Below are 15054 nucleotides of genomic sequence, written 5' to 3'. Positions count from 1 at the left end.
GATGCAATCACCAATATTCCAAGTCAATTATATGTCTAAAACTTATGACTCATCAATCTCAACCAATGAAGTAGGAGGCCCTCCCGTTGTCCAATCTAATTCTCGTTTTAATAGGTCTCGTATAGCAATTCTGATCGCTTCTGACCTAGAACTATATACTCCACTTCTTACTAATTCATCCAATCCCTGTAAATATGTATTTGGGGCTTTAAATGATATAAGTTTCACTCAAACAACTCCTATCTGATCAATTTAAAATTAAATCTAAAAATCCCTTTAAATTCAACTTATTTTTAGAAACCTGAGATTTATAACCTTATTTTATTGTCTTACACTGATTTGTCTTAAGGAAATGGTTCACCATTCATCAGTTTAAAATCCTTTAGCATTAAAAAACTGGTGAAGATATGATATTTTTAGTAAATTTGTTTACTTCTGGATCGTTTTTCAATTTTTTTAACATACAAACACGATAGGTGTATGAAAATAGTGCTTTCTTTAGGTTTTTTCTACTAAAAATGTAATCTAACAATTTTTTCATTGATGAAAATTATTCAATTTGATAAAACACTTAACTGTAAACAAAATGCTTTAAACTTAGGAATTAATCTTAAGCTATGGTGCTTTAAATGACAAACTCGTTCAAGGAAAATACAAAAGAACTAACAGAAATTAAAAATAGTCTTCTAGAATCAATGGAAATCACAAAACAAGTTCCTCAAAAGGTTGATCGACTCCTGAATGAAGTTTCTGACTTAAAACAGTCTACTAATGCGTTGAGAACTAAAAATAAAGAATTAGAAGATAGATCAACTAAACTTGAAGCTGAAGTAATAGCACTTAAGGATGATTTTGCAAAAAAGTTAGAATCAAGTGAAAATAGAATTGTTTCTCTCCAACGTGAATTGGAATTAAGTAAAGATGATATGATTAAGCTGAAAAACCAAATTGAAGATAAAAATGAACGAATTAGATTACTAGAATCACAAAAAGAAGAGCTTACATCTGCATTAAGGCAGAAATCGATTTGATCAAACCTATGTTCTATCCTGGAGCAGAGAGAACTGATTGTTGCAATAATTTCAGATATTCATGGAAATTTAGAAGCTTTAACATCCGTTTTAAAGGATATTAAGGAAAAAAATATTGAACAAATAATATGTGCAGGGGATATAGTTGGATATTATCCTCATCCAATTGAATGCATTGATTTGGTAAGAAAAAATTGTAAATATGTGATTCAGGGCAATCATGATGAAGTTACTACTTCAAAAGAATTCTCGAAGAAAATAAATTGGTTTAATGAAATTGCCGTGAAATCTCTAAAGTGGACCCGGAATAAATTACTTGAAAGTGATAATTGTACTCAGTACGAATATCTTAAGTCCTTGAAACCGCAAATGGAAGTAAAATTCAATAATCGTCTAATTATGGTTTCTCACGGAACACCTGATGAGAATTGGGGCTATTTTCTCTTTCCATTTTGGAGAAAAGAGCCAGAACCCGAGCAAAAATCAAAAATACTCTCTTGGATTAAGAAATGGGAAATTGTTATTTTGGGACATACCCACCAAGCGTTTGTTTATAAGACACGGGGTAAAGTCGTGATTAATCCCGGAAGCGTTGGTCAACCACGAGATGGTGATGCTAGAGCAAGCTATGGTGTCGTTGAATTTTCTAAATCAGGAATTGAAGCAAAAATTATTCGATTAAAATATGATGTCAAAAAAACCTGTGATGCAATTTTTCGTGAGGAACTAGATGATTATTTATGTCAAAGGTTAATATCAGGAGTTTGAACTTTCAATTTTACTATCATCAAATTTTTTCTTAATAATGTTTAATTTAAGATAAAAATTGTCCCTTAATGAAAGAAGGAGCCAAAAATTGGAAATTAAATTCTCAAAAAAATAGGCTCATTCTTTGGAAAAGATTTAAAAGCAATGTGACAAATAATTTAATTATGTTAGAGTAATTTTTTAACCTTCAAAGCAGTAAAAGGAACAAGAGATTATTCAACTTGGTATTATAGTGTTTCTTGGTGTTTAATTTTGTCTTCTGGAGAATATGGTGCAGAATCGATACAAGTATTGGAGGGATTAGAGGCTGTACGCCGTCGACCAGCAATGTACATTGGTAGCATTGATGTTGGGGGATTACATCATTTAGTATGGGAAATAGTAGATAATAGTATTGATGAAGCAATGGCTGGAGTCTGCGATGAGATTAGAGTAACCTTAGGTCAGACTGAACACGGTCAAGAGTCTGTTTCAATTCGTGATAATGGTCGTGGTATACCTACAGATCCTCATCCTCATTATAATATGTCATCCTTGGAATTGGTTACAACAAGATTACATTCGGGAGGAAAATTTGATCATTCTTCGTATAAAGTAAGTGGTGGACTACATGGAGTCGGTATTGCAGTTGTAAATGCCTTATCGAGTTGGATGCAGGTAAAGGTTAAGAGAAACAATAAAATTCTAATGCAAGAGTATGTTCGTGGGGAAACAATCTCACATGGATTGATTGAAGTTAAAGAAGACTGGGAATATAAAACGGGGACTCAAATAACATTTATTCCTGACCCAGAAATCTTTGAAACTGGAAGTTTTAGCTTAGAAACAATAAAAAGCCGTCTTCGTGAATTAGCTTTTTTAAATAAGGGTTTAACAATCATTTTAATTGATAATCGGAAAAAAAATGGTTTTCCAGATATTCTAGTAAATTTAGATGAAGAAAAAGAACAAAACAGATCAGATTATTCAGAAGATAATCCTAGCTCAAATGAATGGAGATATCATTTTGAAGGTGGTATTCGTGCGTATGTCGAGCAGCTTGTTTCAAATGTGGTTCACGAAGATATCCCATATTTTGATGAAACAATAGATACAACACAGGTGGAGGTTTCTTTAGCGTATGATCGATCAGAACGTGATTTGATTCATACTTTTACCAACAATATCAATACTAGACACGGTGGAACACATCTGTCAGGGTTTAAATCTGGATTGACAAGAGCAATTAATGCCTATGCCTTAAAAAACGATCAATTAATCAAGAATTCTCATCTTAGAAAAGGTTTGAGAGAAAAAAGGTCAGTTTTTACCGGTAATGACGCAAGAGAGGGACTGGTTGCAGTAGTTTCGGTAAAAGTAATGAATCCTCAATTTGAAGGACAAACAAAAAGCAAATTAGGAAATAGTGAGGTTCGGGGGATAGTAGAGAGTTGTACATATGAAAATATTTTGAAATTCCTTGAAGAGCATCCTATAAGCGCAAAAGCTATGATGGAGAAGTTCGAAACCACCGCTACAATCCGAATGAAATTCCGACAGATTAGAGATGCAGTAAAAAAGACTCAGTCAAAGGGAACGGGAAAATTAGTAGATTGCACTGCTTCCCAACCTGAACAAAGGGAATTATTTTTAGTAGAGGGTGATTCTGCAGGTGGTAGTGCGATTGAAGGTCGATTTAGCGAATTTCAAGCGATCCTTCCTTTACGGGGAAAAGTCATAAATGTAGAGAAAGCTAGACTTGAAAAAGCGATGAGAAATAAAGAAATACTGGAAATAATTCGAGCTATTGGTGGTGGATATCGTGAAAACTTCATTTTGGATAAGGTTCGTTATCATAAAATAATTCTATTAATGGATGCTGATATAGATGGACACCATATAGTCTGTTTACTTTTAACATTCTTCTTCCGTTATATGCCCGAACTAATTGATGAAGGATATTTGTATATAGCTCAACCTCCTCTTTATCGAATTAAAAAAGGGAATAAAGAGGTTTATGTTTTATCAGAAAAAGAAAAAGATGAAACGATAAGAGAATGGGGAGGAAATGTGGAAATAAGTAGATTCAAGGGATTGGGTGAAATGAATCCAATTCAACTCAGAGAAACGGTTATGGATCCAGCAAATCGAACCCTTCTACAACTTAGTCGGGAAAATATTATTGAGGCCGAAAAGATGTTTGTCACCTTAATGGGTGAAGAAGTGAAGCCTAGGAGGAAATTCATCCAAACACACGCCTTAGAGGTTATGAATTTAGATATTTAGTCTCTATAAGATGGTTAACTATGAGTAGTAATATAATTTCAACTCCCATTGAAAAAACTATGTCAAAGAGTTACTTAGAATACTCTATGTCTGTTATCACAAGTCGAGCTCTTCCTCATGTTCGTGATGGACTCAAACCAGTTCATAGGCGAATTTTATGGGCTATGTATAATCTAGGATTAACTCATAATAAGCCATTAAGAAAATGTGCTCGAACTATAGGAGAAACAAATGCAAAATATCATCCTCATGGAGAAACAGCAGTCTATGATGCTTTAGTACGCATGGCACAGGATTTTACACTACGCTATCCGTTGATTCAGGGTCAAGGAAATTTTGGTAGCATGGATGGTCAACCTCCAGCTGCTCAAAGATATACAGAAGCGAGAATGCATCGGATAACAGATGAAATGCTTCATGATATTGACAAGGAAACTGTTACATTCGTTGATAATTTCGATGGATTAGATAAAGAACCCGTTATTCTTCCTACTCGAATTCCTAATTTATTAATTAATGGAGTAATGGGAATTGCTGTTGGTATGGCTACCTCAATGCCACCCCATAATCTTTCTGAGATCTTAGATGGGGTTATTGCCACGATAAGAAATCCAGAGATAACAGTTGACGAATTAATCAAAATAATTCCTGGGCCAGATTTTCCAATGGGAGGAGTTATTTTTGGAACTTCAGGGATAAAAAGGGCTTATCATAGGGGAAGTGGGAGTTTAATTTTAAGAGCAAAATATGAAGTTGAGGAAAAAAAGAATATAACCCGGATTATCGTTACAGAGGTTCCCTATTTAGTAAAAAGACAGGATACAATCGAACATAAAGGTCTTGTTGATATTATTGAAAATATGAAAGAATCAGGTAAACTTCCTGAGATTGGGAGTGTTAAAAACGAATCTAACATTATTAGGGGTACAAGAATTATCATCAACTTGAAAAAATCAGCAAATTTAGATATTGTTCTTAATCGACTCTTCAAATATACCCCGATGCAAAATTCTTACACGATAAGAAATATGGTTTTGATCGATGTACCTGTTGGCGATGAGATTCGTTTAAGACCAAAATTGCTTAATTTAAAACAATTAATTAGCCATTTTATTAAACATCGACATGAAATAATACTTAAAAGAACCCAATATGAACTGAGAAAAGCTGAGGAACGTAGGCATATTTTAGAAGGTCGGCGAATCGTTGTTGAAAACTTGGATGAAGTGATTGCGATAATAAGAAAATCAGAAACGGCAGCAGATGCCCAAATTTTGTTAATGGATCAATTTTCATTCAGTGAAATTCAAGTGAAAGATATTCTCTCACTTCCCTTAAGAAGTTTAACAAGGTTTGACCGTCAAAAAATTATTGAAGAATATAACAAAATATTACACAGTATTGATGATTACAAAGATATTCTAGCTAAAGAAAGGCGTCAATTTGAGATAATGGTTGATGAATTAGAGGAAATTAAGAAAAAATTTGGTGATAAACGTCGAACTGAAATCGTAGATGACAGTTCTCAAGGATTTGAAGATTGGAGTGGTAAAGCAGAAGAAGATTTTATATCAAAAGAGGATATCGTCATTACCTTAACAAATAATTTGTATATTAAATCTATTTCAGCAGAGGCATACAATGTCCAACAAAGGGGCGGTAAAGGTATTAAATCCATGGAAATTGGAAAGGATGATTTCCTTAAAGAGATGATCATCTCTTCTACACATGATACGGTACTTTTCTTTACAGAAAAAGGAAAAGTCTATCGTGTTAAAGGGTATGAAATCCCCCGATCAAAACAAAGAGTCACGAAAGGAGTAAATATAGTAAATCTCCTTAAATTAGATCCTGAGGACGAGATTGAGGCCATGATTCCAATTTCTGATTTTGAAGAAGAACGATACCTAATACTAGCAACTCAATATGGAATGATTAAAAAAACTCCGTTGAGTGATTATGCTAATATTCGATCAACGGGAATTATTGCGATTCAGCTAAAAGATAGTGATAAAATTGTTGGTGTAAAAATAACTGATGGTAAAAAAGATATCATTCTGGCAACTTCTAATGGAAAGGCAATTCGCTTTTCAGAAAATGAAGTACGCGCAGTTGGACGTAGTAGTATTGGTGTACGTGGAATTCAATTAAATACAAAGGCAAATGATACTGTAGTAGATTTGGCAATTGTAGATGAGAATAAAACGTTATTGACCGTATGTGAAAATGGATATGGAAAGAAATCCGAATTTGATAAGTATCGACATACTCGAAGAAATGGAAAGGGTGTTATAAATATTCGAACTACACGCAGAAATGGTAATGTAATTGCAGTAAAAGCTGTTGCTGATACTGATGATGTACTAATGGTGGCAAGTGATGGAAAGCTTATACAGATTCCAATTACTGGAATTAGAGTCATAGGTCGTGCAACTTCGGGTGTCACTTTAATGAAACTTGATGAAGGAATAACAATTTCCTCGGTCGCGATTTTATCAAATGAAGAGATTTCTGAATAAAATTAGGTGGTAATATCATGGGTAAGGCTGCTAAGGCTAAAGAAGAGCCTGTTACAAGAGAGAAAGTAGTTAAAAGGTCAGCAGCTGATTTTTTCCAAGATAATAAGGCAATCGCAGGCTTTGATAACACAATGCGAGTTGTCTTTACAAGTGTTCGTGAGCTTGTGGAAAATGGTTTAGATGCAGCTGAACGTGTTGGTCATTTACCTGAACTCCATATTGTGATTCAACGATTAATGAAGGAAGAAATCGCTAAGCTTCTGAATATAAAAACTTTTGAGTCATCAGAGAAAATAGATTTTCTAAGATTAAGCGTACGAGATAATGGGAGTGGTATTGAAAGCGAATTTATCCCTCCTCTTTTTGGTAGAGTCTTGACTGGCAGTAATTATGGTTCTCGCCAATCTCGTGGGCGATTTGGTTTGGGTGCTAAAATGGTTCTTTTAAATGCCATGTCTTCAGTTGATCTACCTCTAATTATTAAATCGAAGCATTTAAATGAAGATTTTACAAGTTATCACGAGTTGATGATTAATCTTGCTGAAAATGAACCAATTATTATAAATAAACGAGAAATCCCTCAGACTACTACGGAAGCGATCATTGGTTCAGGAACAGAGGTAACAGTTACATTCACTGGGTCATGGAATTTAGCTTCTCGGTGGATTCGTGAATATTTCTCTCAACTATCTCTGATTACACCTTATGCTAGTTTCTATATAACATATCCTGATTCAGATACCCCTGAAATTCTTGAAAGAGTTGTTGAAGAAATGCCTCCATATCCACAGCTCGCTAAGGTTCATCCTTGGGGTACTGACATCACTCAATTTAAACGGGAGCTCGCGGTAACTACTAGTTCAACTATGGTCGATTTTCTTCAGGATCATTTTCAAGGGATTGGCGAAAAAACTGCAAAAGAATTTTTAGACTTCATTAAGGTATCTCATGATCTTTCTCCTAATGAACTTTCTACAAGTGATATCAGACGAATTGTCCATGAAGGATTTGTTATACCTGATTCAGATCCTAAAAGGCGAAGAAAACAAAATTATTTTCCATTTAGGAGACCAAGTGGAGATTCCTTATCACCACTAGGTTCAGAACTCCTATCAAAGGGTATTGAGAAAGAACTGTCTCCTCAGTTCGTCCGTTCAGCTACAGGAGACGTTTCCGCCTATTCTGGTCACCCATTTATAATTGAATCTGCACTTGCTTATGGTGGAACCATTCTGTCAAAAGACGAATCTTCAAAATCAGGGAATCCACGAATTTATCGATTTGCGAATCGAATCCCTTTATTATTTGGGGCTGGTAATGATATTATAACGAAATGTGTTCAGAAGATGAACTGGAAGAATTATAAGATCAATATATCAAAATCACCAATAGCGATTGTAGTTTCTGTTGTTTCTTCTAAAATACCTTTTCCTGAAACAAGTAAGGAGTATATTGCAGATGTAGATGAGCTTAGAGAGGAAATTATGCGTGTTCTAAAGAAACTCGCAAGAGAGTTAAGTCACCATCTTGGACGGGCGGAAAGAGAGAGAAGAGAGAAACAAAGGCAATCACGATTTGAAAGTGCAGCTCCTAAAGTTATTATCAACCTCGCTCATATTTTAGAGGGAACACCCACTCCTTTTTTACTCAATTCCTCTGAAGAAACTTGTAAGCTTGAAAAAGCTCTTGCGTCAGCTGTTCCTCGTCATATTCGTAGGTCATATCCTCCTAGCCCATTTATTTCCAATATAGGTGAATGGTTACTTCCTGAAACTTATGCCATGCTTGTAGAAAATAATATTCAGACAATATATCAATTTTTAAAGGCTTCAAGTGCTGAATTAAGCAAGATAACTGGTTTTAGTGAAAATGAAATTTTAACTATAAAGAGAAGGACAGTTACCAGTGAAGAACGATCTAAACTAGCTCCTGCAATGCGAGATTTTGAAGTTTTTAGTAAAATCATCGAAAATGATTATGGAAAATATAAGGAAGCTCCTAGGATTCATCGTGCTTTAAATAAACGATGGATTGTCTCAACATTAGATTTTTTTGTTACTCCCATTTCCCAACTTCGTTTGGTAGAATTCTTCCAGGAGAAATTAATATATGAGTTAAAATTAAAAGCAATAACGCTTATTTTGGTTGATTTTCCCGTTGATTCCATTGATCTGAATAAAATTTCTTGGATTACTCCAGATATTGATAAAGGACTGAGATCTTTTAAAATTACAAATATTTTCGAATATCTAATGACATTTCCTGAAAAACTAAGTAATGTGCCAAACCTCTCAATTCAACTTCTTGAAGGGATTAAACAAAATATTCGGGAAGGAATCGAACAGGGTTATATTGATGAAAACAAGGTAATAGGAGCAGCAACGTTTGAATGGATGGATTATCGTGTTACTCCCCGCCTTAGAGGGAGGAATATTTCCAAAATTAGTGAATTTTTACAAACTCCTTCTGAAAAACTTGCAGAAATTCAAGAATTAGCAGAAAATCTAATTTTTCAATCTAAAAGGTTGATAGCTGATAGCATTCAGGAATTAAACACTGAAGAACTCTTACTTAAGTATACTAATATTCAAATCTCTATGAAATCCGATTTAGAAAGGATCCAGGTTAAAGGACTCATTGATTTTCTTTTAGCAAACGAAAAAGACTTATTAATTGTGAGAGGTTTAGTGGATAAACTTGTATCTCAGAAACAGGATGAACTATTGGTCGAAATCGAACAAAGTGCAGAATTCTTTCCAACTAAGAATGCTTATTGGTTGGATCCACAGCTTGAGAATGCTCTAAGATTAATTGGAATTCAAACAGTCTTTGATTTTATTAAATATCCTTCTAAAAAGCTCTTAAAATTTAAGAATCTTAACCCTCTAGTACTAGAAAGTATTAAACGAGTTTATGGATCTCCAATACCTTTTTTATCATCGGAAGAACTCTCTGAGCTTGAAAAGAATAATATTTATTGTCTTGAGGAACTACAATCTGTTGTTAATGATGAGAAAATTAAACCTGTAAGGTTAAATGAAAAAATCCAAAATATTTTAAATGCTCTGAATCTTCCAATTTGTTTTCTATCTATCCCAAACCGTTTTTACTTCATTTTTCATCATGTTGGAATCTCTAGAATATTAGATTTCTTAATATGGCATGATTCTGAATTACATTATAAAACTGGTATTCCTTATAAGCATATTAACAAAATTAAGAATACATTAACCTTAGAAAGAATTAGAGAAAGTGTTAATGTTAAAGCAATCCCTGTTTCTGCCATATCAACAATTCTACAGAAGTTTAAATTGCAGCAATTAACTGATGAAAATCTATCGCTTCAAGAAATTTATTATTCATTACCTTATAGTGATCAGCCTTCTACTGGGTTAACTATAGAAGAGAAAGACAGGTTATATAAAATCTTTAGAACCCCAATATCTTTAATTTCTCAAATTAAATCTAAATGGATTAGTTCATTCTATTCTAACGGAATTTATACTTTTATTGATCTTTTATCATGGTCTAGAAAAGATTTAGCTGAAATTGTTGGTAGGGATCAGACTTTTATTGATGAATTGTTAAAGGAATTTGTTTCCTTCTCAAATGGTATGCCACTCATAAGCCTAGGAGTTTTTGATGACAATGAAATTAAAATTTTAATCTCTAAAGGATTTGAAACAGTTGAAGATCTATATTTTTGTGCCAGACGTGAAGTTTTTGGAGTTATGGGAGTGAAATGGAAAAAAGTTGAGCGTTATCAACGAATTCTAGAGACACCTGTGGCAATGCTTCAGCTTCAGAGCAGTAGTGGAGCTAAATCAAGTGTTCGTATATCCCATGATGGCTTGGAAAGACTTGCAGAAAATGGAATCGATCAAATTATAAAGCTAATATATTGGAATGAGGAGGAGCTAAAATCAATTCTGAAAATTTCATTAGAGAAAGTAAAAGAACTTAAACAGGCAATTGCTATTAAAGAACAAGGCATGCCTCTTGAAATCATTGCTGGCTATAATCGTAAAACAATCACAACATTAATTGGTTATGGAATAGAAACGGTAGAAGATCTTTATTTCAGTGCTTCTGAGGATATGATAGATGAAGATGATGATCTTGATTGGGGATACGTTGAGAAGGCGATCAAAGCATTAGACCTTCCAGTCTCATTCATAAGTGGTATTATTGCTGATAAATATATTAGGATATTAATAAAAAAGAAAATAGACACCCTTCTTCGTTTATTAATAACCTCAGAAGAAGAACTCTCAGAGGTTTTAGAAACTCCTCCAGAGAATGTTGCAAATTTAAGACAGAGAATAAACCTTATTAAGATTAAAGAGTCAACTGATACTTCTATATCGATCCTGGAAGGTCTTTCTCATGAAAATCTAAAAAACTTGGCCGATGAAGGAATTTTTACACTTTATGACTTTTTGACAACAACAGATGAGAAGCTTATCAATTCATTAGAATTGGAGACCAATCGAGTTAAAGAGATGAAAGAAAGCTTGAATTATTCAAACATCGAATCATTGAAGGAAGAAAAGATGATTCCCCTTACAAAAATCTCATTAATTAACAAAAGAATGATTAAAAAGCTTGCACGGATTGGTATCGAAAGTTTAGGTGATCTTTATTATGTAGCTACCCCCAAATCTATTGAGCAAAGTGATATTGAATGGGAGGAGATCCAAGAAATTAGAACCACGCTCGATATGCCTATAGAAATTAGTCCGATAATTCTGGGTGATGAATCTGGAACGTTAAGAGGCAATAAAATCGAAACAATCTTAGATCTTCTTATGGCGTCACCAGAAGAATTAGAGAAGAAAACTAAAATTCCCTCAGATAAGATTAAGGTAATCCAAGAATCCTATAACATAGACGAAATTCTGAATCTTTTGAAACGAATTCCTCTTTCGAAAATTGATTTGCCTACTGTCTATCAAGATAGACTCAAACAAGAAAAGATTAGTACCCTTTATGAACTTTTGAATCATTCTAGTGATGATTTATATATATCAAAGAAGGGAGATCGGAAAATAAAAGTACCCCAAGAGAGCTGGGAGAAGTTACTCATTTTAATCTCCTTACCTTTATCTTTGACTCTTGCTCCTGATTCAGAAGAGGTTAAGAAGTTAAAACAGAAGCGAATCCTTACTTTACGAGATGTTTATGTTACTACAGATGAAAAATTAGAAGAGATTTTAGAAACGAATCCAAATCAATTTTTACATGAACTAGAGGATATTGATTTTTCCATCCTCTATCAATTCACACAAATTCCAGTTTGTTTTTTCCCAAAACTTCCAAGCGAATGGCTTCCTTTATTACGGGAACATTCAATATTGCGAGTAAATCAATTTTTCTTAACTGATCCTAAAGAACTTGCTGAAAAACTTTCAACCTCTCTTCCAAAGATCAGAGCATTTCTCTCAAGTTTATCAATGGCTGAAATATTAAAATGCTTAGAAGAAGAGATGATTCCTCTAGAAACACTATCTTCTCTTTTATCCGAATCTGATATTAAAAACTTGGAAAACCAAGGAATTACATCGGTTCAAGAAATCCTTTTACATGATAGTAAAGAATTTAAGCTTGAAAATCATAAAGAATTGTTTTCTCTTCTCGAAAGTCCAATTAATAGACTTTCAGAAAGTTTATCACTAGCTGAGTTACGAAAACTCTCCAATCAAGGTATCAACACTATGAGCGATTGGTTTTTCCTTCCTTCATATACTTTAGCCAAAATATTGGGGCAGGATAAGGAAAAAATTAGGAAATTGAAAATGGGATTTGATATTCAATCTAGTAGTGATATAATGGAATATGCCACACCATTAGATCGATATATAGAATCTGGATATGTTGATTTTGAGGAATTGAATAAACTAGGTATAAAAGTACTAGAGGATCTTGTTTTTGTTGAGATCGAAAATTTAGCATTATCTGATCAACTAAAGTCTCGACTAGCTAATTTAAAAGACGCACTCAATTCCTCACTAGCTTACTATTCGTTACTACCTTCTCAGTATGTTATTCCACTAGCTTTTAATGGAATAACCTCTGTATTTCAATTTATACAAACTGAATTTTCTCAACTTGAAAATCCAATGAATATTAGCGAAGAAGAATATAATAGAGCCAGAGATAGTTTGAATCTCGTTAGTATAATTACTCATAAAAAAAGCGAATCTGAATTCAGAGTAAAATTATCTTCTTTACGTGCTTTCACCTCAAATCAACTGGAACAGATTCAAAAGCTCGGAATTAATGATGTAATTGATCTTTATTTTCGCCTTGAGTTAGAACAGGTTCCAAAATCCCTTTTAAATTCAGTTGAAAGTATTAAACGAGTGCTTGAAAAACCTGTGGCAATTTTACCTAATATTCAAGAAACTTCTCCTCAAAAAATTCCCCTTCTATTCAATGCTGGGATTACATCAACTATCGAATTTCTATTTTGGAATAAGGATGAATTAGCAGATTTATTAGAAATTAAGCGGTATGAAGTTTCTCGTTTAAGAAAAATTGATCTTGGAGCAATGAAAAGAAAGAAGAATTTAGGGACACCAATAGAGAATTTAGTACGAATTCCAGAAGAATACATTGAAGTTTTCAAAGAAATGGGCATCGATAATATTGAAGATTTATATTTTCATCTCAAAAGAAATAATTTTATTCCAGAGGATATAATTCCTTCAAAATTAATTAATGCTTGTCTTCGTGATTTAGAAAATCCAGTTGTTAGATTAGCAAATCTTCCGATACCTGTTGCTGAGGAATTGGTCAAAAAAGGAGTGTCTAGAATAATCGACTTTTTATATTGGCCTGAAGAAGATCTTAAAACCGTATATGGACTTTCAGCTAATAAAATAAAACAAATTAAATCACGTGTACGTCTTAGAAGAAAAAAAGAAGTGTTGGGTCGTATAGAATCTTATATGGATAGTAGAAATGAATAAATTATTTATGATGCGGTTAAAATGAGTGAGAAATATACCAAAAAAGTGATAATAGAGGATTATGCATTCACAAACAAAGTTTATTCTAAAACAATAGATAATAGCATGAATTTATCTAATTTGGGTAAAAGTATAAAGAGTGACCTCAATCTAAAAAATCAGCCTTTAAAATTATTTTTTGGTTCTAAAAAAGATAAAAGATTACTAGAGCTATCTAAAGAAAATTTTAATGATATATGGGATGCTAAGTGGAAAGATGAAGAATTAATTATCCGTATCAGACGCCTTGTTGATTTGACAAAAGTTCGAGATTTGCGAAAAGGATTGGACAAGCAATTCTATGATTTACCATATTCAATTCTGCAGGTAGATAATGTTAAACCTGAGGAATCACGAAGACGTGTACAAAGGGTAGCTAGAATGTTTTTAGAGGAAATCGCTACTGATCCTAAAACTGCAGCTTTCAAGATTCCTTCAAGAAGCTCAGATAATGTAGGTTATGATGATGTTTCAAAATTGGTGTTGTTAGGTAGTCATGTTGTTGATAGACAATTTAGGCATTTAAGTAGTGTTCAGAGTGTTGTTCAATTAACTGGATTAATGAGATATATTAGTGAGATTTTAGAAACTGGAAAACATGCAACAAAACGCCATTTATTCTACCGTGATGTCAATCTCTTCGGTAATCAACGAGTATCTGATGGCCTTCTTGAAGATTTGACTGCTTTGATAAGAGTTTCAAGGCCTTCGATTAACGTTATAGCTTCTGCGAAGGGTAAAGTAATTGGAAGGTTATCTTTCACAGAAGGGGGAGATTTAATCGACTGTACACAGGGTTTGGGAGGACATGCTATAACTCCAATGTTGGATCAAGTTGAAAACTTTGAAAGTGATGCAGAATTTTTGCTTGTTATAGAAAAGGATGCGGTTTTTCAGGACTTAGCAGAAGAAAAATTCTTTAACTATCTTCCATGTATTCTAGTGACTGCATCTGGACAACCTGATATGGCCACAAGAATGTTTATAAAAAGAATTCATGAAGATCTTTCTATTCCAATTCTTGGTTTTTTAGACGCTGACCCCTATGGATTAGATATTTTAAGGGTTTATTCAATAGGAAGTAAGGCACTTAGCTTTGAAAGTGTTGAATTAGCTGTACCAGAGATTAAATGGTTAGGTCTCTTACCATCTGACATCAAGGAATATCAAATACCTAGGTCAGTATTAATAAAAATGACTGAGAATGACATAAAGCGTGCTGATGATTTACTTCAAGAGGATTTTGTAAAATCAAGACCAGAATGGGATAAACAAATTAGAATTATGAAGGATACAGGAATGAAAGCGGAAATTCAGGCATTGGCTGGAAAAAATTGGCGTTTTATGACTAGTACTTATTTACCACAGAAGCTAAATTCCGGAGATTGGGTTTAAAGCTGGAGGAATTTCAAGATATTAAAGTAGATGAATCTGTTTTCCATTGATTAGAGGGTTGAGCTT

General features: G+C 33.5%; 7 protein-coding genes. 6 read left to right on the top strand and 1 reads right to left on the bottom strand.

Annotated features, from left to right (window positions below; all coding sequences use genetic code 11):
• Positions 1–42: 42 nt before the first annotated feature.
• Entirely contained in the window at positions 43–228 is a 186-nt protein-coding gene (locus ACWVCY_RS07400) for a ribbon-helix-helix domain-containing protein (RefSeq protein WP_455141630.1), read from the bottom strand.
• Positions 229–629: 401 nt separating this feature from the next.
• On the opposite strand from ACWVCY_RS07400, the gene ACWVCY_RS07395 reads away from it, so the two are divergent.
• From ACWVCY_RS07395 to ACWVCY_RS07370, 6 genes are all read left to right on the top strand, one after another.
• The gene (locus tag ACWVCY_RS07395) at positions 630–1031 is read left to right on the top strand and encodes a hypothetical protein (RefSeq protein WP_455141628.1); all 402 of its coding nucleotides are present in this window, start codon (positions 630–632) and stop codon (positions 1029–1031) included.
• A gap of 15 nt (positions 1032–1046) precedes the next feature.
• Positions 1047–1799, top strand: coding sequence for a metallophosphoesterase family protein (locus tag ACWVCY_RS07390; RefSeq protein WP_455141704.1), 753 nt, complete (start codon positions 1047–1049; stop codon positions 1797–1799).
• 252 nt (positions 1800–2051) lie between these two features.
• Entirely contained in the window at positions 2052–4064 is a 2013-nt protein-coding gene (locus ACWVCY_RS07385) for a DNA gyrase/topoisomerase IV subunit B (RefSeq protein ID WP_455141627.1), read from the top strand.
• A gap of 20 nt (positions 4065–4084) precedes the next feature.
• Complete coding sequence (gene gyrA / locus ACWVCY_RS07380; RefSeq protein ID WP_455141626.1) at positions 4085–6583, top strand: DNA gyrase subunit A; 2499 nt, start codon at positions 4085–4087, stop codon at positions 6581–6583.
• A 17-nt stretch (positions 6584–6600) separates the two neighbouring features.
• Positions 6601–13554 carry a DNA topoisomerase VI subunit B gene (locus tag ACWVCY_RS07375; protein ID WP_455141625.1) on the top strand — a complete coding sequence of 2318 codons (6954 nt, stop codon included), beginning with the start codon at positions 6601–6603 and terminating at the stop codon, positions 13552–13554.
• 21 nt (positions 13555–13575) lie between these two features.
• The gene (locus ACWVCY_RS07370) at positions 13576–14988 is read left to right on the top strand and encodes a hypothetical protein (protein ID WP_455141623.1); all 1413 of its coding nucleotides are present in this window, start codon (positions 13576–13578) and stop codon (positions 14986–14988) included.
• Positions 14989–15054 lie beyond the last annotated feature (66 nt).

The sequence above is a fragment of the Candidatus Hodarchaeum mangrovi genome (genome assembly GCF_975850365.1).
The sequence above is the reverse complement of the archived record's forward strand: the minus strand, read 5'-3'. Positions and strand labels throughout refer to the sequence as shown.